Here is an 18,110-nt window from a genome sequence, read left to right on the forward strand (position 1 = left end):
AAAGACCAGCAAGGTAAAGACCAGCAAGGCAAAGACCAGCAAGGTAAAGACCAACAGGGTAAAGACCAGCAGGACAAAAATCAGCTATCCAGACCAAGCAGTAAAAAGACAGATAAAGACGCTCAAACAAGTCAAACTGCTGAGCATGAAAAACAACAGGCGAAAGAACAATGGTTACGCCTGATTCCTGATGATCCTGGTGGATTAATGCGAGAGAAATTTTTGCGTGATCATCTACGCAGACAAAGTGGGTGGTATCAATGAAACGAATCTTATCAGTCTTATTAATTTGTTTTTCCAGTGTTGCACTGGCAAAAGTTTCTATTCAGTTGGAAGCGTCTCAAGTTCAATTGGGAGAAACATTTAATCTCACTTTGATATTGGATGGCTCTAATACGGATGCCGTGCCTGATCTGACGCCGCTGCAAAACGATTTTACAATCGTTGGTACGGAGCGCAGTATGAATTATAGTATTGTCAACGGTCAGGCGCGCTCGGTAAGTGAATGGACCATTTTTTTAACCGCAAAACGAGAAGGTATGCTGGTTATTCCTTCTTTGCAAATAGGGCAAGAAAAAACTGTTCCGGCTAGTATAGAAGTTACTCAACAGGCACCTGCCACGACTAAACTGCCCACTCAACAACCGGCGGCGCAACAACAGCAAGACGTTATATTGCAGGCAGAGGCCAGTACAATAACCCCCTATATCAATCAGCAGGTTATCTACACAGTTAAATTGTATAACAGTCGTCGTTTGATTGACGCAAGTTACCAACCGCCTGCCGTGGATGACGCACTTTTAGTCCCTTTTGGAAATGGTCGAAGCTATCAGATTATGCAGAATGGCCGGATGTATGCGGTTGAAGAACAACAATACGCGTTATTTCCGCAAAAAAGTGGTCATTTGAAAATTAAGCCGCCGATTTTTAATGCTTTAATTTATGACAGGGTACCGAGACGGATTAGCGTACAGGCACAACCCACCATACTTCAGGTACAATCTGTTCCTGCCCAATATAAAGGACGAGATTGGTTACCCGCTAAACAGGTGACTCTTAGCGAACATTACGATAAAAGCATTACTTCCCTGGCTGAGGGCAGTACGTTGGTGCGTACAGTGGTTTTACAGGCTGTTGCTGTGCCCGCGCAATTATTACCTGTTCCTGATTTTGGCAACTCCAATGAATTCAGTATTTATCCTGAAAAGCCGGTAGAGAGCAACACGTTCAGGCAGCAGGATCTGGTGGGTACAATCACAATCAAAGTAACTTACCTGCTCAATAAATCAGGTAAAATTACTATACCCGCATTGAGTGTTCCCTGGTTTAATACGATGACAGGAAGAGAGGAAACGAGCACTTTGCCTGAATTAACCATTAATGTCATTGCGGGTGCCAATTCCGCTTCCAAACAAAATACAGCGACTGATACAGTCTCAGCTAGCAGGAGTCAGTTTGATTCAGCGCCCAATAGCCAGCAGAAAAAAGAAAATGAAAGGAATAAGACAAGGAGCTTACCCGCTACGTCAGAAAATACAATTGCCTGGTGGGTTGCCGGTGGTTTTGCACTGGCATGGCTGCTGACTTTAGTGGCGTGGTTTCGCTGTCGGCCTGTTAACAATACTTCCAGCCGTAAACAACTCCTCAAACAATTGCAGGACGCATGCTTAACCAATAACGCTTCACGAGCGCGTGACGTGTTACTTAAATGGGCACGCATGCAATGGCCTGAAGCCACTGTATTGAATTTACAGGATTTATATAAACTTTTACCCGAATCCGAATTAAAGCATCAGATTAATGAATTATCCCAAGCGCTTTATCATAATACGAGCAACCATGAAACATGGCGAGGAGAAGCTCTATGGCGTTGTATCGTTCAATTTAAAAAAAAATCCTCAGGAAAAAAAGATAGAATGAATCCTTTACCTCCTATTCATCGGCTCTGAAAAGAGGATTTATGCAGCTTAGTGACTATTGTAAACAGGATGCTCATAGTTTGGCTGAACTTATTAAAGCGAAGCAAATAAGTCCAGAGCAAGCCCTGGATTACGCGTTAAAACGGATGCATGAGGTTAACCCTCAACTCAATGCAATCACCATCGATTGTCATGACTGGGCGCTTAAACATTTACAGGAAATGCGGGGTGATGAACCTTTTTATGGCGTACCCGTGTTAGTTAAAGATTTGGGATTTACCCTGCAAGGCGTGCCTTATAGTGCGGGCTCCCGTTTTTTTGCAGGCACAGTACCTTCTTTAACAAGTGATTTTATTGAGCGTTTGCTTGAAGTGGGTATGTTACCTTTTGCCAAAACCAATGTGCCGGAATTAGGGCTTTCTTATGTAACAGAGTCTGCTTTGTGGGGACCTTGTCGTAATCCTTATGATTTAACCCGTACACCCGGAGGTTCCTCGGGAGGGTCTGCTGCTGCCGTGGCAGCAGGAGTCGCTCCGGTTGCTACAGCGACTGATGGAGGTGGTTCTATTCGTATACCGGCGGCCTGCTGTGGTTTATTCGGCTTTAAACCTACCCCGGGTTTAATTTCAACAGGACCTTGGGTCAGCGAAGCCTGGTCAGGTCTGGCAGCTATTCATGTCCTTACTCGTAGTGTTCGTGATTCAGCCTTTTTGTTTGATTTACTTCGTGCCCCTGCTTTAGCTGAAGTAAAGCGAATGAAAAATTGTTCTCCTTCGCAAAAATGCCCAACCCCTTTGACCATTGCACTTCTTGAAGACGCTTTTTCTTCCGTGCCCGTTGCTCCACCCTGTAACCGGGCTGTAGAACAGATGGTAGATGTATTAAATGATTTAGGGCATCGAGTCATTCAGCATAAGTTAATTTTGGATTTGCAGGAGATTGGCAGGGCCACAGCCATTATTATTGCCGCTAATACTTGCGCCAACATCGAGGAGCAGGAAAAAATTACAGGGCGGCAGGTAGAACGGCATGAAATTGAACCCATAACCTGGGAGTTTATGCAGCGTGGTAAAAAATTATCTGCTGCTGAATTGATTAAGGCAAGAAATAAAATTTATCAACTCACGCGCCCGGTGCATGAGTTATTGGCAAGCATCGATCTGATTTTAACACCGGCGTTAGCTCAGTTACCGTTGAAAATTGGCTGTTTATCAATGAGTGATGAATTTGATTCTTATCTACGCAAAAATGTTGAATTTTCTCCTTTTACTTCCTTGTTTAATCAAGCAGGGTTGCCGGCTATGACGATGCCTGTGATGTATCATGACCGTTTACCCCTGTCGGTGCAATTTGCTGCTGGCAGAGGCAAGGACAAATTACTCCTGGAATTTGCTATGCAATTACAGGACGAACTTCCAGATTTTACTCAGCCAGTTATGAGTTTACATACCCCGTGAACGGTTAATGGCGTCCACTTAAGGAGAATACGTTCCACGGCTTGTCCGTGGAATCCAGAACATAAGTCAATCCTGGATCTCACGGACAAGCCGTGGAACGTAGGTGATGTAAATTGGCCTTAAGTTGACGCCATTGCGTGAACGGTTACTTTATTTTTCATAAAATACATGTCTATATGGCATATAAACTATAATAAAAATTTAATTCATCATTAGATATCTTTGCGCTCAATGTCCTCGCAATCTGTTATCCAGGTTGATTGATTGTAGGGCTTTGGCCTTCAAATTCTGATTTTTCCGCGGGTTTTGCCCATAGGTTATTCGCTTTAAGAGGCGAAGAGTGTTTAATGAAGCGTCTGAAGGCTGGATCGAATGCACTTTCAATGCCACACTTTTTGGCGGCTTGCCAATAGTTTGCGATTTTTTTAAGATCATTTTCACTAGAACCTCCAATAAAGAACGTATCGATAAATTTCGCTTTATAAGCATTGATAACGCGATCATCTGCCAATATCATCAAAAATTGAGGGTCATAATGCCTTTTAAGCTCCAATAAAATCATTTGAACAAAAGGGATAGATTCAACTGGTATTTTAAATAGTGTTTCCCGGTCGCAATATTTTTTTTGTGCACAAGCTATAGTGTTATTACTATAAATAACTTGAACCTTCTCAGCAGTTACTTTATTAGCCAGGATGAAATCAATTTCTTCATGACAAGGTTGATTTTCACAAAGTCGTTTTACAAAATACGGGTGGTTTAGAATACAAAAGCCTATACCATGAGTTATTGCTTTACCCTGGCTGGCTATTTTTTCGATGGCCCTCATTCCATCCATTGCCATTTTGCCCGATAAAAAATTACTCTGTAGTTTAGCAGGCAATGTTAATATTAATTCAAGGAGGCGAGCGACAACTTTAGAATTATAGATAAATGCAAAGACTGTAGCAGGAGTTTTTTGCTGAACAATATGCTCAATAAGCGATGACTCAATAGCTATGCGGCTTCCTTTTATAGTACCAAACAACAAGAAATTAATACGACTATCTATTGGCTGTTGCGGCCATTTTATAAGTATATTAATGTCAATTTTTAAGGTGGTTGACGCATACTGCAAGCGTTTAATTTGACTTAATAGGGTATTTAACAAATTTTCCAAGCGATCTTTTGGCCAGGTACGTAGGGTTCGTACGTCCATAACTGAAAAAGACATTTTTAGCATCGTTATTTGTTCAATATACTCTAACATAGCGAGTGTACAATTTTTGATTGTGGTAATTTCTACGCTATTTTGATTTAGTTCAAGCGTATTTTGCAAAAACTCCTTGCTTTTAACACTGAGTGACATTATCCCATCAATTGGAAAATTACACCCCAAACTATTCAAATGATGGGCTATAGGTATGTCATTTGTTCTAATTTGTATATAACGCCCTATTTTATTTTTTATTTTAGGATGGAGATTATCTATTAATTGACTAATATTGCGGTGGAAAAAACTTTGATGTCCCTGACTTTCTGCAAGTAAAGATAAGTAAGTTGGATTTGTAATAATCGACAGACCTCGATCAATCCATTTCTCTAACTCAGATTGGTCTATCGGATGTTTCAATAACAATAAATTATTGATATTTGACTCGATTACATTTAAAGATTCGACGAAACTCTCTCTAGCAATCCTTGCATCATGCTCAATCTGATTACGACTTTCCATAACTCTAAACCAACGTTGATTAGCCGTCGCAGACTTTTCATTGGCTAAGAATTGCTGTTTTAATTCCTCTAAATTAAAATTTTTATTTTGTGAGACAATTTGGAGGTGATTCAAAATTTTCACAACATACGCCAATGCTAAATCTGCTATTTCTTGACGCAATTTTTCTTGTCTTTTGGTATCGATTAAATCTCGTGTAGTTTTTATGGAGTGAAGCTCAAACAATGAATAATTAAAGGTAAATATATTCATCAAATTTGCTAAGCTAATTTCCAAATTAAAGACTGATGGATCTTTATCAATAGAAGCGTCATTGATGCCCAATTTGGAAATTTGTTCATAAAATAGATCTATAAAGCTCTTCTTCTTGTCGCCTAAAGCAATAATACGCTCCGCAAATACTGCGGCTGCACCCAAATTGATTGTTTCAGCCAATTGGATGATGGGTGCCATAACAATTTCTAATATATTCATTCTCAATAGTTCAGGTGCGTCGTATTGTTTAAGTGCTTGATTAAAAGGTGGTTGATCTATAAATGTGTAAATATGTTCTTCAAGTTCATCACCCAAATTAGGTTGGTAGTGCTTAAAAAACGCTGCTTGTTTTGCTTTCATAGTGGCTAACGCTGCCCTTTGTGCTACATTTAATTCTTTTTTTTCTTGCATAATGCACCCATTGATTTTAATGAACAAAAGGATATTACTTGTTAATGATATGAGATTGAACTTATTTAGAAAACATATTTTATTTTATAGATTAGAAGTCTTCGCGTACGTTGGATGAATGACCATGGATTAAACTTATGTCTTAACTCATTGTTAATCTAATAAGTTCTAATTGTTTCAAGGTTCCATGACTTAATTTCGGACTGAAGAGGCCGCGTTGAACTCTAAAAAACTTTCCTAAGTTTGACGACTTATCTAAACAATCGGTTATTGATTTTTTCCTTATCTCTAAAGAAGAAGTTTTTATGTGTTTTAAAACATCTTCTTTATGTACGGCAAGGGCTTTTAATTGTGATGGAGGAATAAATTTTTTTGCCCTCAGCGCTGATATTATATGTTGCGCGCTGTCTCTGTGCCCCATTATTGTTTGTATTTCGTCCTTTTGCATTATTTCCTTTGCCGGGACTGTTTTGAGAAAGCTAAAGGGGTCGCTAATGTTGTCAGGATTATAGGTCTCTAAATTAACATCAGTGGCGTTATGATAATACCATTTACCAGGATGACGAATTGAACTATAAACGCCAATCTGTCTATCAGTAGGAAAAATTATTCCTGGCCTAATTTCTGCTTTTATTAAATTTTCTTCTATTTCTTCCAATGTATGCTGACATTCTTTTTCAAGCCCAGGTAAAATATAGATAGTAAATTGCATCCCTTCATAGAGTCTAGAGGCGTTTTTTAGTTTTTGCTTTCTTAAATCGATTAAATTTTCATAGATATTTTTTGTGTATTCCAACAACTTTTCTCTATTCAGATTGTATTGATTAAAGAAACTGCTCATCTTGGTAAGATAGGTTTGGATAAAAGAAATTAATCGCCATTCACTACGACGGTATAAACCTAGTTGTTGATATATTCTATGAAAAGTATTTCTCAAAAACGTTTTATCTTGAGAATTCGAACTCTGCAAAAACTGATTGTATTCTTCAATTAACCGCTCTAATTTTTCTTGCCTGCCCTTTTTAAATCCTTCCATGACATTAGGATTGGCTATTTTAAAAGACATATTTTTTTGACAGAGAAAAGGAAGAATTATTTCCCATGCTTTGTTCATATCTTCAGGATGGATGCTAATACGTGCCTTCCAATTGGTATCAATTTTTTTGCGTAAAGCGCTTTGTATTCTCCATGGGTGAAAATATATAAAATTTGAGTTATCTGTAAAGCATTTGTGAAGTTCAGGGGAAATTAAGTTCTGGGGATCAATTAAATCAATGTATTTCATTGAGAGCCCTACTAAAGGATGAGAGAATAAATTATAACATTTTGCTTAAAAAAATTACAATCAATTTTCTATCGTATAATAAGCATTATGCGCAAGCAAAATCATATTTTGATTGGCCATCCAAGCGAATGGTTATTATTTAGTTGAAATTCTCGCTATTTGGGAAACATTAGAGTATAATAAAATTACTTATATTGTGCGTATTTCTGGTTGAGCCATTATTCCATTGTATAAATCCCTCCTTTTGTAGTTCTAAAGTAGCGAATTTATCGCATGCGTACTCAATGCTTCAATCTTGAATCGTATAATACAAGTGTGTTTTTAATTTAATTTGGAAAGTGAAATGTCTGGTACAAAAGAAACCGGCCACGTAAAGTGGTTTAATGATGATAAAGGTTATGGCTTCATCAGCCGTGACAATGGTGAAGATGACGTGTTTGTTCATTTTCGTTCAATCAACAGCGCTGCTGGTCGTAAAACATTGATCGAAGGTCAACGCGTAGAATTTTTGGTAACTAAAGGACCTAAAGGCCTGCAAGCAGAAGAAGTTACCGCGATATAATCATCCTGCTGTTTCTCTTCTCTCCCCTCTACTGTCGGCCTCTGTACGCCATTAAAGGGGAGTGATCTTTTTTAATGTCCATGAAAAATATTGACGTAATTATTATTGGCGCAGGTGCGGCAGGCTTAATGTGTGCCATAGAAGCTGGCAAACGTGGACGCCGTGTGCTGGTGATTGATCACGCTAATAAAGCGGGTAAAAAAATTTTAATGTCTGGTGGCGGGCGTTGTAATTTTACTAATTATTACATCGAGCCACACCATTACTTATCTAAAAATCCTCATTTCTGTAAATCTGCTCTTAAACGCTACACTTCCTGGGATTTCATTACTTTGGTAAAGAAATATCGTATTCCTTTTCATGAAAAATCGCATGGTCAGCTGTTCTGTACGAATAAGGCATCTGATATTGTCGCTATGCTTTTGGCTTGTTGTGAGGAAGCAAATGTTAATTTGCGTTTAACAACAGTTATTAAACAGGTGATCAGCAATGATAAGAATTTCACCGTACTTTTAGCCACAGGCGAAAAGTTGGTCGCCCAATCGTTAGTTGTTGCTACTGGTGGTTTGTCGATTCCGACAATGGGTGCTTCTCCTTATGGTTATCAATTGGCAGCCCAGTTTGGTTTGCCTGTTTTGCCAACCCGAGCCGGTTTGGTTCCTTTTACCTTGCAACCAGCAGATAAAGAGCGTCTGGGTACTTTATCCGGTATCTCCTTACCGTGTCAGGTTTATTGTAATGGCCAGGATTTTCTTTTGGACATGTTATTCACTCATCGGGGGATGAGCGGGCCAGCGATGTTGCAGATTTCTTCTTACTGGCAAGCCGGTGATACGTTAACGATGGATCTGGACCCAAATAATGAATGGGCGTTGGATTTAGCTCGTCGCAAGCGTTTAACACCTCAAAGTCGTTTAAAGCACTGTCTGGAAGAGTTCCTACCGAAGCGTGTGGTTACTGCTTTAGTCAGCGAATCCCTTCTTGAGTCCGAATTGCAGGGTTTATCGGATAAAGTACTGGAGAAATTAGGCCGGGATTTTAAGCAATGGCGTATCAAACCTAATGGTACAGAAGGTTATCGTACGGCAGAAGTTACTTTAGGAGGCGTAGATACCGAGGTTCTTTCTTCTCAGACAATGGCAGTTAAATCTATTCCTGGACTTTATTTCATTGGAGAGGTTTTAGATGTCACGGGTTGGCTTGGCGGTTACAATTTTCAATGGGCGTGGTCTTCTGGCTGGGCCGCTGGGCAAGTAGTATAAATGCCGGGTAACAAAGCTACCGATTCGATTTCTGGTCTTGCACATCACTGTAACATGCTCTAATGTAGGTAAATTTATCTACCAGGAATCGTGGATTATGTTGAGACCTTTTTTCTCATTAATTTTTATTTTAATAGCACTCGCAGGTTGCACTCGTACTCCACCTACCGTCATTTCTGAGGCCAGGCGAATTACACAAAATCGCCAGGTAGGTTCTTTTAATCAAATTGTGGTTGAAGGGACGATGAATGTAAGTTTGCATACAGGCTATAAGCAACCCCGAGTGATTCTGCACGGCGATGTACGTGATTTGCAACAGGTAATTACGGAAGTCAGGGACAATGGCAGTCTTTTTGTTCATGCAGGGAAAGGTTATCCTCGTTATGGTAATTTATCGGTGGATATTCGTAGCCGTTATCTTAATTCATTTACTTTTACCGGTAGTGGCACAATAAAGGGAGCACGGTTACAGTCAGGAGCGTTAGAGCTTTCTATTGATAATCCGGGGCAGACTACTTTAGGAGGCTCACTTGTTTTGCGTAAACTGCAAGTAAGTGGAGGTGGTAACGTACATATAACCGGGATCACTAGTCAATACTTACAACTTTCTATTTCCGATCGAACAAAAGTGCAACTGGTGGGAGTAATGAATTTATCCAAACTGAACCTTGCCGGTGATGGGTTATTAAGTATGTATTGGGTAAAATCCAATTCGTTAACTGTCTGTGGTAAAGGTCGGGCCTTTATGCAGCTTGCTGGTATTGTTGATAAACTGGATGTTGAGTTATGGGACAATTCCCATTTTTATGGGCGCTATTTACGAGCAAAGAGGGCTTTTGTAAAAACCTATGATCGATCAATCGCTGAGATTTCAGCCGTAAAACATCAGCATACTCTGGCAACGGATGCGAGCGATATCTATTTTTACAAAATTCCCGATACAAAAGCTGACTTTATGGCTTATGAAGGCTCTGTATTGGATATGCGAGAGTGGGATCGGTATGCAATGCGGGATTATGATCGTTATAATAAATAAAGTCAGCTTATGGCGATCAACTGTTCCCGCAATCGCGTTATCTTAAGAAAAATACCTACGTTCCACGGCTTGTCCGTGGAATCCGGTAAGTTAACACCATGAAGTGTTCATATAGGTAATTAAGGAGCATTTAACGCCAATATCGGGAAGCCCTTCATCAAATCAATCAAGTGCAGGATTTTGTTCAAAGGCGCTTTTAAGGCTTTTCCCGTTCGGCTTTATTTGGTTTGTTGGACACACTCTGCTATTTGATCTATATCACCATCCAAAGGAATGACATGCGCCGAATTAGCAAGCCAGTGGATATTGACCTTATTATTATCTGCAAAGCGATCGGCCACTCGCCATGAGGAAACCACTTTATCGTGGCAGCCAAGAAAAAGATCGGCAGGACAATCGGGTTGGTAAAATTGAAATTGTTGTACAAAGGTAAGCATTTCAATAATCGTTGAAATCGGTAATTGCCGGTAAGCAATTTCACAATGTTGGGAAGTAAATAAATCACCAGCATAACTGCGGATTTGTCTGAAGCCGAGCCAATGAAGGGATTTAGCGAGTTTCAATGTATTTTTTAACTCAAGACGCAAATCAAGCGCGGGTGCTAACAAATAAAGATGATGAAGATTAAAACGCGTACTTAAATGGCAGGCTAATAAACCACCAAGAGACAATCCCATCACGTCAACCTGATCAAATTGATCGGTTAATGTTTTACAGATTTGTTCGATTTGTAAAAGCCAATCGCTTGCCTTTACACACGCGAAGTCATTCAACCTGGTGCCATGGCCCGAAAGAGTTGGCCCTACGATTGTGTCATAATTGGAAAAAGTGGGCAAAAGATAGCGAAAAACGGCAGGTGTTGAGGAAAAACCATGTAAAAGGAGTAATGCCCTATGCTTTTTTCTGTTAATTAATCGATTGATAGGCGCTATGAGAGATATATCATCCAGCGTGGAAAGATGGACGCCCTTTCGTATACAACGAAAATCATCTATATTCATTCAAATCCTTTTTGGCTAAAAATTGCAAAAAAAATGTAAAAAAGACAAAGTACGCAGCTTTAGGCTGGTAATTTTAGTATGATATAAAGGATAAAAACAAATAACTATTTCATTTTTATGGAAATAAAATTGAACTATTTAATAGTCTAATTGTACTATATTTAAGATAATAAGGTGTTTTAATGCATAGGTGATTCTCATGGCTGCAAACGATGATAATAATGCTATAAATAGTAATACAAAAAGTACTGCCCCTGCCCCAGGGCAAACTACTACTGGCGCGAACACCACTCCCATTGCCCAACCTGCTCAGGTTGCACCAAATCCTGCTGGCCCGGATAATAACACGGAAGCCCCAAATCAGGACGCGCCCAAGGACAAAAAAGGCAATAAAAAGCCTGCGGGTAAACCCACCAATCAACCTCGACCTGCAAATAATAAACCATCCGACAGACCTAAGGAAGATGAAAAGGATGAAGCCCCTGAATTAAAAATGATGAAGCAAATTTTCAATGCTATTCAGGCGTTCCGACAGGAGTTAATAACCAACCCTATTGGAAGAGTAGCGGGCCGTGTTTGGGATAAAACCGGAGGTCGGGCGTGGAGTGAGTTCAAAGAAGGGGTGGAACAAGGGGTAAAAGATTTGGGCAAGTCTATAAAAGATGCGTTTCAAGATAAAAAAAGAGATGTTCCCACCGATACTGATGATGCGCCTGATGCTACCCAACAACAAAATGCTTCCATCCCATCGAATATTTCACAGCAAAAAAGTACTTTAGCGGCCTCGAATGCTACGCAGCAAAGTTCAAAGGGTGTGCAACCCGATTCTTCGGCAACGTCCGCTAATGATACGCCCCAACTAAATACGCCAAGGGCATCTGATAATACGCAACAGCAGAATATTAAAACGGATACTGAAGTGCAACAGGAAAGTATTGTTGTGCAAGACTCTGATGATGCGCAAACTAATCAGAAAGAAGCGGATAAAGCGTTGCAGACTGACGCTACCGCTATACAAGCAGCGATGGATAAGAATGATGCTCAACCTGCACCTGCACCAGTTGTCAGCATGGAACCGCCTTCAAACACTCCAACCCCTTCCTCATCGGGGCAAAATTTAATAGCTGCGAACGATGCAGAAGCGTATGATGCTCAGGTCTCTGCTCTGGGGAAAGACGTTTCTCCTCCTTCTTATACCGAAAATAGCCCCAATCCCCAAAATACCAAGCCACAATAGTAAACTGCTTTACCCGTATCGGTTAAGCAGTTTACGCAGATGAATCGGGTTTAACGAGGGCGTGCCGTCAACCTGTTTGTCGAAGCGAAAATTTGAGCAAATTAGCTCTATTTATAACCGATAAACAGATTGAGGACACTCTCCAAGTCAGACTAGCCTTCTAATAATTTGTGAGGAAGGCTTTCAAGACGCCCTGCTTGAGTCACAATGACATAGTCCAATTTACGTTGTAATTCACTAATCGTGTCGGCACCTGCATAAGTTAAACCGGAGCGTAAGCCACCAACAATATCGGCAATAATTGCTTCTTGGTTATCGCGGTAAGGTACTTCAGTGGCAACCCCTTCTGCTGTTTTCCATTCATGCATTTGTCCTAAGAATTCTTCCTGGGCTTCTCGAGAAGCCATGCCTCGGTAACGCTTGATTTGTTTACCGTCATTTTTAACAATGACTTCACCCGGTGTAGGCTCGGTACCGGCCAGCATACCGCCAATCATGACAAAATCAGCGCCAAAGGCGAGTGCTTTAACTATATCCCCTGATGTACGAATACCTCCATCAGCAACAATGGAGCGATCACAACGTGCGCAATCCTCAATACAAGTCAGCATGGGAATACCAAAACCGGTTTTGATACGAGTACTGCAAACAGAACCTCCGCCAATCCCTGCTTTAATAATATCTGCCCCACAGGAGGCGAGATAGTCTGCCCCTGCATAAGTGGCTACATTGCCTGCCATAATACAACGGCTGCTACCAAGGAGCTGTCTTAAGCTTTTTAACGTCTTGCCAACATATTTGGCATGAGCATGCGCTACGTCAACGCAAAAAAAATCAGCACCGGCATCGCGCAATGCTTCTGCGCGCTGCAATTCAGCGTCGGTACACCCCACAGAAACAAAAACAAGTCCTGTACAACGTTTAAACTCCTTAATATTGTCTTCAATACTGAGAAAACGATGTAATGCGCCAATGGCTCCTTTGCTGTGCATAAAATTAGCCATCTTACTCTCGGTAATGGTATCCATATTGGAACTGATCACGGGGAGTTGCAAGCTCAGTTTGGCTAGTCTATCAGTCATACCGATATTGACCACCCGTCTTGATTCATGATGATTGTAAGCAGGAATTAACAGGACATCATCAAAAGTGATGGCTTGATTGTTCATGGTTATCCTCTTTAAAAAAGCGAAAAAAGCGCCGTTATTGAACAGGCATTATACAGTTTTTAAGTAAAACATCCAGGCTGGACTTTGGCCTTTTTTGACAGCTCGCAATGACAGTTTAGCCCATTTTATAAAAAGGCAAAGTCTGGATCCGGTATGTTTTGAGCGTACGAAGAAGAGTATGACGGGCTGTTCTTCTTTTCAATGTTATAAATGTTCAGCGGCATAGTACGCCAGTCTTGAACGTTCTCCCCGAGTTAATGTCATATGAGCGCTGTGTTGCCAGTGTTTAAATCGATCGACGGCAAAGGTCAAACCTGAGGTGGTTTCCGTCAGGTAAGGTGTATCAATCTGTTTAATATCACCAAGGCATATAATTTTGCTGCCAGGACCAGCACGAGTGACCAGCGTTTTGATCTGTTTGGCAGTTAAATTTTGCGCTTCATCAATAATGATAAAACGATTTAAAAAAGTTCGGCCCCGCATAAAATTCAGAGAACGAATTTTGATCTTGTTTTGCAAGAGATCCTGTGTCGCACTTTTACCAAAATTACCTCCTTCCTGTGAGCTGTGAAGGACTTCCAGATTATCCATTAAAGCGCCCATCCACGGTGTCATTTTCTCTTCTTCGGTACCTGGTAAAAAACCAATGTCTTCTCCCACTGGAATAGTGACACGGGTCATTAGAATTTCGTTATAACGGTTTTGATCCAGTACTTGTGTTAACCCGGCCGCAATCGTCAACAGGGTTTTACCGGTGCCCGCAGATCCTTGTAAGGTAACGAAATCAATATCAGGATCAAGGAGAAGATTTAAAGCAAAATTCTGCTCGCGATTACGGGCGTTAATGCCCCACACCGTATGCTTGGATTGGCTAAAATCACGAGCGAGTTGTACAACGGCGCTTGTATTGGTAATTTCTTTTACGATAGCCTGAAATAGATTGTCATGGGTACTAAGACAATCGTTATAATTCCATTGCGCGATGGATGGTCCACTAATACGGTAAAACGTTTTGCCGCTTTCCTGCCAGGCTTCGATATCTTTGGCATGTTGATCCCAGAAATCATTTTCAAGCAGGTGCAAACCGCTGTGCAAGAGGTTAACATCATCGAGTACTTTGTCGTTGTAATAATCTTCAGCAGGAATACCGAGAATACCTGCTTTAATACGCAGATTAATATCTTTGGAAATAATGATAACCTGACAGTCAGGTTTTTTTTTCTGTAGACCAAGCGCAGTAGCAAGAAGCGTATTATCTACTTTATGACCCGGCAAAGAGGTTGGATGCAATTGTTCGAATTCATCCGTTTGAAAAAACAAGCGCCCGCTGCTTTTAGCTTTTCCCGGTGTTGCAAAACTTGGAATATGCAAGCCCTCAACGACTTCCTGATGGCTGGCATTACTCATTAGCTCTACCAGCATCCGGTTGGTTTGCCTTACGTTTCGCGCTACTTCAGAGATCCCCGTTTTATGGCTGTCCAGCTCTTCCAGGACGACCATGGGCAAGTAGATGTCATGCTCTTCGAAACGGTAAATAGCCGTTGGATCATGCATGAGAATATTCGTATCCAGTACGAATAATTTTTTTACCATTTTTTCTTTATCCATGCTTCATCCTATCCACTAAAATATTCATTGTGCTGAGGGCTTCCTATACAGTCAAGCGCTTTGGTTTTGTATTTCTTTTAGAACGTCTAAAACTTCTGCCACATGGCCTTTAACAGAGACCTTTCGCCATTCTCGTCGCAACACTCCTTCGGGGTCAAGAATAAAAGTACTGCGTTCTATACCGCGAACCTGCTTTCCATACATGGATTTCATTTTTATCACGTCAAAAAGCTGACAGAGCGATTCTTCCTGATCACTAATCAGTTCGAAGGGGAATTGCTGTTTGCATTTGAAATTTTCATGAGACGTTATACTATCGCGTGAAACTCCTAATACGTCGGCATTCAGTGCTTTTATCTTCGCATAGGCATCGCGAAAATCCTGGCCTTCAGTTGTACAACCGGGTGTTGCGTCTTTAGGATAAAAATACAATATTAACCATTTACCTTGATAATCACTTAATCTGGCTTCAATGCCGTTTGTAGCGTTGAATGGCAAGGAAGTAATTTTATCGCCCGGCTTCATGAGAAACTCCTTCGGTTGAATCAGTAGATCCTAATGCAAAGAAGGTGCGATTAAAAGCGTATTTTTTTGCTGGGCGTATATCAAAACTTGAGTATTTCACGAAGACTTGCTATTACGTGTATAATTTTCTTTATTCAATGTTGTAGATTAATCAGGTGTCCTATGACCGTCAAACAAAGTGCTACGATTGCTCTTAATAAAAAAGCACATTTTGATTATTTTATTGAAAGTGACTATGAAGCCGGCCTGGTTCTTGAAGGTTGGGAAGTGAAAAGTCTTCGTGCAGGCAAAATAAATCTTTCGGATGCACACGTTATTATAAAATATGGCGAAGCGTTTTTGTTAGGTGCACAGATTCAGCCTCTACCCACCGCCGCCGCCCATCTTTTTCCCGATGCCAATCGCACCCGTAAACTATTACTTACTCGCCGCGAACTTAATCAGTTAATTGGCAGTGTTGAACGGCAGGGCTATACCTTGGTGCCGTTATCACTTTACTGGAAGCATAATCGGGTTAAGATGAAATTAGCTTTAGCGAAGGGTAAAAAAACACATGATAAGCGCGACACTATTAAAGATAGAGATTGGCAGCGCGATCGTGAGCGGTTAATGAAAAAGCATCATAAATAACAAGCGTTGCTGGTTTTAATTCTCTGTATTTCTATGAAACTTAGTCTTTACAAAATCTCTGTGGCATAATTTGCCAATTTTACGAAAGTATCATCTGTGTTCTACACTGTGAATACAGCTGATAAGGAAATGGCGAGGAGTCAATATGTGTGGAATCATAGGTGCGGCATCACAACGCGATGTGTCCAGAATTTTACTTGAAGGATTACGACGTCTTGAATACCGAGGCTATGATTCTGCCGGTATTGCTGTTATTGACACCGATGGCCGTTTAAAGCGAGTAAGAATACAAGGCAAGGTTCAGGCATTAAATGAAGCAATGCAGGAAACGGCTCTATCAGGGGCTATTGGTATCGCTCATACTCGTTGGGCTACTCATGGCAAACCCTGTGAGCAAAATGCGCATCCTCATTTATCGCAGGGAGAAATCGCGCTGGTCCATAACGGGATCATTGAAAACCATGATGCGCTCCGCGAGAAATTAAACCAATTGGGTTATCAATTTACTTCGGAGACGGATACGGAAGTGGCTGCTCATTTAATCCATTATTATTACCAGCAACATGAAGAATTATTACGCGCGGTTCAGGAAGCTGCCCGGGAAATGCATGGTGCGTTTGCTTTAGGAGTGCTTCATCAACAACGACCTCAGGAAATCATTGCAATTCGTAAGGGAAGTCCTTTGGTAATTGGACTGGGAATAGACGAGCAATTCATTGCTTCTGATGCATTGGCCTTACGCTCTTTTGCCCAATCTGTCATTTATCTTGAAGAAGGAGATAGCGCTCGCCTTACTTCAGGACAGGTAGAGATTTTTGATGGGAAGGGGCAGGTAGTAGAGCGAGTTATCCACCCGCTTGAAGGTGATGAGCAGGTTGCTACTAAAGGACCTTATCGTCATTTTATGTTAAAGGAAATCTACGAGCAGGCCAAAGTACTTGCTGATACTTTAGAAGGTCGCATTAGTAGTCAGGATGTGTTGAAAGGCAGTTTTGGTGAGCGCGCCGTTTCTCTTTTTGCGCAAGTGAAGCACATTCATATTGTTGCCTGCGGTACCAGTTACCACGCGGGTCTGGTTGCCCGTTATTGGCTGGAATCATTGACAGGCTTGCCCGCCCAGGTGGAAATCGCCAGCGAGTATCGTTATCGTGAAGTGGTCGTGAATGAGAACACGTTATTTATTACGGTTTCCCAATCAGGAGAAACCGCTGATACCCTTGCTGCGTTACGCAAAGCAAAAGCGATGAATTATCTGGCCAGTTTGGCTATTTGTAATGTAGCAACCAGTACGCTGGTGCGCGAAGCGGACTGTGTGTTTCTGACTCGCGCGGGCATCGAGATTGGGGTTGCCTCTACTAAAGCCTTTACTACGCAACTTGCCGCTTTTCTTATGTTAGCGGCTGCGTTATGTAATGATGAGCGTGCTGGGAAAGTACTGGCACAATTACAGGAACTACCTGCCAGTTGTGCGCGTGTCTTAAAAATGAATGGCGATATCGAAGCATTGGCAACGACTTTTGTCGATAAAGAGCATGCTCTCTTTTTAGGTCGGGGCGTACAATATCCTGTTGCGCTGGAAGGTGCTTTAAAATTAAAAGAAATTTCCTATATTCATGCAGAAGCCTATCCTGCAGGCGAGCTAAAACATGGCCCGCTTGCCCTGGTTGATCAAAATATGCCGGTTATTGCTGTCGCGCCCAATGATGAACTTTTGGATAAATTAAAATCAAATTTGCATGAAGTAAGCGCGCGAGGCGGTCAATTAATTGTTTTTGTTGATGATTCAGAAGCCTGGCAATCGAACGGCGCCCAATTAATTCATGTTCCTGCCTGTGGCCAATGGATAGCGCCTATCGTCTATACCATTCCTTTACAGCTGCTGGCTTATCATGTGGCTGTTGCTAAAGGAACGGATGTTGACCAGCCAAGAAATCTGGCGAAGTCGGTAACCGTTGAGTAGCTCAGTGAAGTATCGGCTTGAAATTAAGTAGACAAACCTCATTCCAATTTGCCGTGGCCAAAATTCGCAAAATAACAAG

At 41.2% G+C, this 18,110-nt stretch carries 14 protein-coding genes and 1 pseudogene; 9 read left to right on the forward strand and 6 right to left on the reverse strand.

Annotation, left to right across the window (positions count from 1 at the left end; translation table 11 throughout):
• From T345_RS15475 to T345_RS0111420, 3 genes and pseudogenes are all read left to right on the forward strand, one after another.
• Positions 1-264 (forward strand): annotated as a pseudogene (locus T345_RS15475) (tetratricopeptide repeat protein); the annotation flags it as partial.
• On the forward strand, positions 261-1,949 hold the full coding sequence (locus T345_RS0111415) for a BatD family protein (RefSeq protein ID WP_028389450.1): 1,689 nt from the start codon (positions 261-263) through the stop codon (positions 1,947-1,949). The pseudogene T345_RS15475 and the gene T345_RS0111415, both read left to right, overlap by 4 nt.
• An 11-nt stretch (positions 1,950-1,960) precedes the next feature.
• Positions 1,961-3,376 carry an amidase gene (locus tag T345_RS0111420; protein ID WP_028389451.1) on the forward strand — a complete coding sequence of 472 codons (1,416 nt, stop codon included), beginning with the start codon at positions 1,961-1,963 and terminating at the stop codon, positions 3,374-3,376.
• A 247-nt stretch (positions 3,377-3,623) separates the two neighbouring features.
• On the opposite strand, the gene T345_RS0111425 is transcribed toward T345_RS0111420, so the two are convergent.
• Together T345_RS0111425 and T345_RS0111430 are read right to left on the reverse strand one after the other, a co-directional pair.
• Positions 3,624-5,756 carry a hypothetical protein gene (locus tag T345_RS0111425; RefSeq protein ID WP_028389452.1) on the reverse strand — a complete coding sequence of 711 codons (2,133 nt, stop codon included), beginning with the start codon at positions 5,754-5,756 and terminating at the stop codon, positions 3,624-3,626.
• Positions 5,757-5,898: 142 nt separating this feature from the next.
• A complete protein-coding gene (locus T345_RS0111430) occupies positions 5,899-7,041 on the reverse strand; it encodes a hypothetical protein (RefSeq protein WP_028389453.1) in 1,143 nt (380 codons plus the stop codon).
• A 343-nt stretch (positions 7,042-7,384) separates the two neighbouring features.
• Here T345_RS0111430 and T345_RS0111435 point away from each other — a divergent pair, with 343 nt between their 5' ends.
• The 3 genes from T345_RS0111435 to T345_RS0111445 all read left to right on the forward strand — a co-directional run bounded on the left by T345_RS0111435 (position 7,385) and on the right by T345_RS0111445 (position 9,901).
• Entirely contained in the window at positions 7,385-7,603 is a 219-nt protein-coding gene (locus tag T345_RS0111435; RefSeq protein WP_035918970.1) for a cold-shock protein, read from the forward strand.
• Positions 7,604-7,683: 80 nt separating this feature from the next.
• On the forward strand, positions 7,684-8,865 hold the full coding sequence (locus tag T345_RS0111440) for a BaiN/RdsA family NAD(P)/FAD-dependent oxidoreductase (protein ID WP_028389455.1): 1,182 nt from the start codon (positions 7,684-7,686) through the stop codon (positions 8,863-8,865).
• 97 nt (positions 8,866-8,962) lie between these two features.
• Positions 8,963-9,901 carry a GIN domain-containing protein gene (locus T345_RS0111445; protein ID WP_028389456.1) on the forward strand — a complete coding sequence of 313 codons (939 nt, stop codon included), beginning with the start codon at positions 8,963-8,965 and terminating at the stop codon, positions 9,899-9,901.
• Positions 9,902-10,119: 218 nt separating this feature from the next.
• Here T345_RS0111445 and T345_RS0111450 read toward each other — a convergent pair whose 3' ends face one another.
• On the reverse strand, positions 10,120-10,902 hold the full coding sequence (locus T345_RS0111450; RefSeq protein ID WP_028389457.1) for an alpha/beta hydrolase: 783 nt from the start codon (positions 10,900-10,902) through the stop codon (positions 10,120-10,122).
• 199 nt (positions 10,903-11,101) lie between these two features.
• Here T345_RS0111450 and T345_RS0111455 point away from each other — a divergent pair, with 199 nt between their 5' ends.
• Positions 11,102-12,139: a hypothetical protein gene (locus T345_RS0111455; protein ID WP_028389458.1), complete on the forward strand. Its 1,038-nt coding sequence runs from the start codon at positions 11,102-11,104 to the stop codon at positions 12,137-12,139.
• A gap of 152 nt (positions 12,140-12,291) precedes the next feature.
• Here the strand turns inward: T345_RS0111455 and T345_RS0111460 are convergent, their stop codons facing one another.
• The 3 genes from T345_RS0111460 to T345_RS0111470 all read right to left on the reverse strand — a co-directional run bounded on the left by T345_RS0111460 (position 12,292) and on the right by T345_RS0111470 (position 15,441).
• Positions 12,292-13,308: a guanosine monophosphate reductase gene (locus T345_RS0111460; RefSeq protein WP_028389459.1), complete on the reverse strand. Its 1,017-nt coding sequence runs from the start codon at positions 13,306-13,308 to the stop codon at positions 12,292-12,294.
• Positions 13,309-13,512: 204 nt separating this feature from the next.
• Complete coding sequence (locus tag T345_RS0111465; RefSeq protein ID WP_028389460.1) at positions 13,513-14,916, reverse strand: PhoH family protein; 1,404 nt, start codon at positions 14,914-14,916, stop codon at positions 13,513-13,515.
• Between the two features lie 51 nt (positions 14,917-14,967).
• Complete coding sequence (locus T345_RS0111470; protein ID WP_028389461.1) at positions 14,968-15,441, reverse strand: peroxiredoxin; 474 nt, start codon at positions 15,439-15,441, stop codon at positions 14,968-14,970.
• Positions 15,442-15,603: 162 nt separating this feature from the next.
• Here T345_RS0111470 and smpB point away from each other — a divergent pair, with 162 nt between their 5' ends.
• Together smpB and glmS are read left to right on the forward strand one after the other, a co-directional pair.
• Positions 15,604-16,071, forward strand: coding sequence for an SsrA-binding protein SmpB (gene smpB, locus T345_RS0111475; RefSeq protein WP_028389462.1), 468 nt, complete (start codon positions 15,604-15,606; stop codon positions 16,069-16,071).
• Positions 16,072-16,216: 145 nt separating this feature from the next.
• Positions 16,217-18,031 carry a glutamine--fructose-6-phosphate transaminase (isomerizing) gene (gene glmS / locus T345_RS0111480; protein WP_028389463.1) on the forward strand — a complete coding sequence of 605 codons (1,815 nt, stop codon included), beginning with the start codon at positions 16,217-16,219 and terminating at the stop codon, positions 18,029-18,031.
• The last annotated feature ends 79 nt before the right edge of the window (positions 18,032-18,110 follow it).

The organism is Legionella fairfieldensis ATCC 49588, from assembly GCF_000621525.1.
GTDB lineage: Bacteria > Pseudomonadota > Gammaproteobacteria > Legionellales > Legionellaceae > Tatlockia > Tatlockia fairfieldensis.

Excerpts from the sequence above, each read along its gene's own strand:
- T345_RS0111440 (WP_028389455.1), top strand. The coding sequence starts at position 7,684 with ATGAAAAATATTGACGTAATTATTATTGGCGCAGGTGCGGCAGGCTTA.
- smpB (WP_028389462.1), top strand. The coding sequence starts at position 15,604 with ATGACCGTCAAACAAAGTGCTACGATTGCTCTTAATAAAAAAGCACAT.
- T345_RS0111430 (WP_028389453.1), bottom strand. The coding sequence starts at position 7,041 with ATGAAATACATTGATTTAATTGATCCCCAGAACTTAATTTCCCCTGAA.
- T345_RS0111455 (WP_028389458.1), top strand. The coding sequence starts at position 11,102 with ATGGCTGCAAACGATGATAATAATGCTATAAATAGTAATACAAAAAGT.
- T345_RS0111465 (WP_028389460.1), bottom strand. The coding sequence starts at position 14,916 with ATGGATAAAGAAAAAATGGTAAAAAAATTATTCGTACTGGATACGAAT.
- T345_RS0111450 (WP_028389457.1), bottom strand. The coding sequence starts at position 10,902 with ATGAATATAGATGATTTTCGTTGTATACGAAAGGGCGTCCATCTTTCC.
- T345_RS0111425 (WP_028389452.1), bottom strand. The coding sequence starts at position 5,756 with ATGCAAGAAAAAAAAGAATTAAATGTAGCACAAAGGGCAGCGTTAGCC.
- T345_RS0111435 (WP_035918970.1), top strand. The coding sequence starts at position 7,385 with ATGTCTGGTACAAAAGAAACCGGCCACGTAAAGTGGTTTAATGATGAT.
- T345_RS0111415 (WP_028389450.1), top strand. The coding sequence starts at position 261 with ATGAAACGAATCTTATCAGTCTTATTAATTTGTTTTTCCAGTGTTGCA.
- T345_RS0111445 (WP_028389456.1), top strand. The coding sequence starts at position 8,963 with ATGTTGAGACCTTTTTTCTCATTAATTTTTATTTTAATAGCACTCGCA.
- T345_RS0111420 (WP_028389451.1), top strand. The coding sequence starts at position 1,961 with ATGCAGCTTAGTGACTATTGTAAACAGGATGCTCATAGTTTGGCTGAA.
- glmS (WP_028389463.1), top strand. The coding sequence starts at position 16,217 with ATGTGTGGAATCATAGGTGCGGCATCACAACGCGATGTGTCCAGAATT.
- T345_RS0111460 (WP_028389459.1), bottom strand. The coding sequence starts at position 13,308 with ATGAACAATCAAGCCATCACTTTTGATGATGTCCTGTTAATTCCTGCT.
- T345_RS0111470 (WP_028389461.1), bottom strand. The coding sequence starts at position 15,441 with ATGAAGCCGGGCGATAAAATTACTTCCTTGCCATTCAACGCTACAAAC.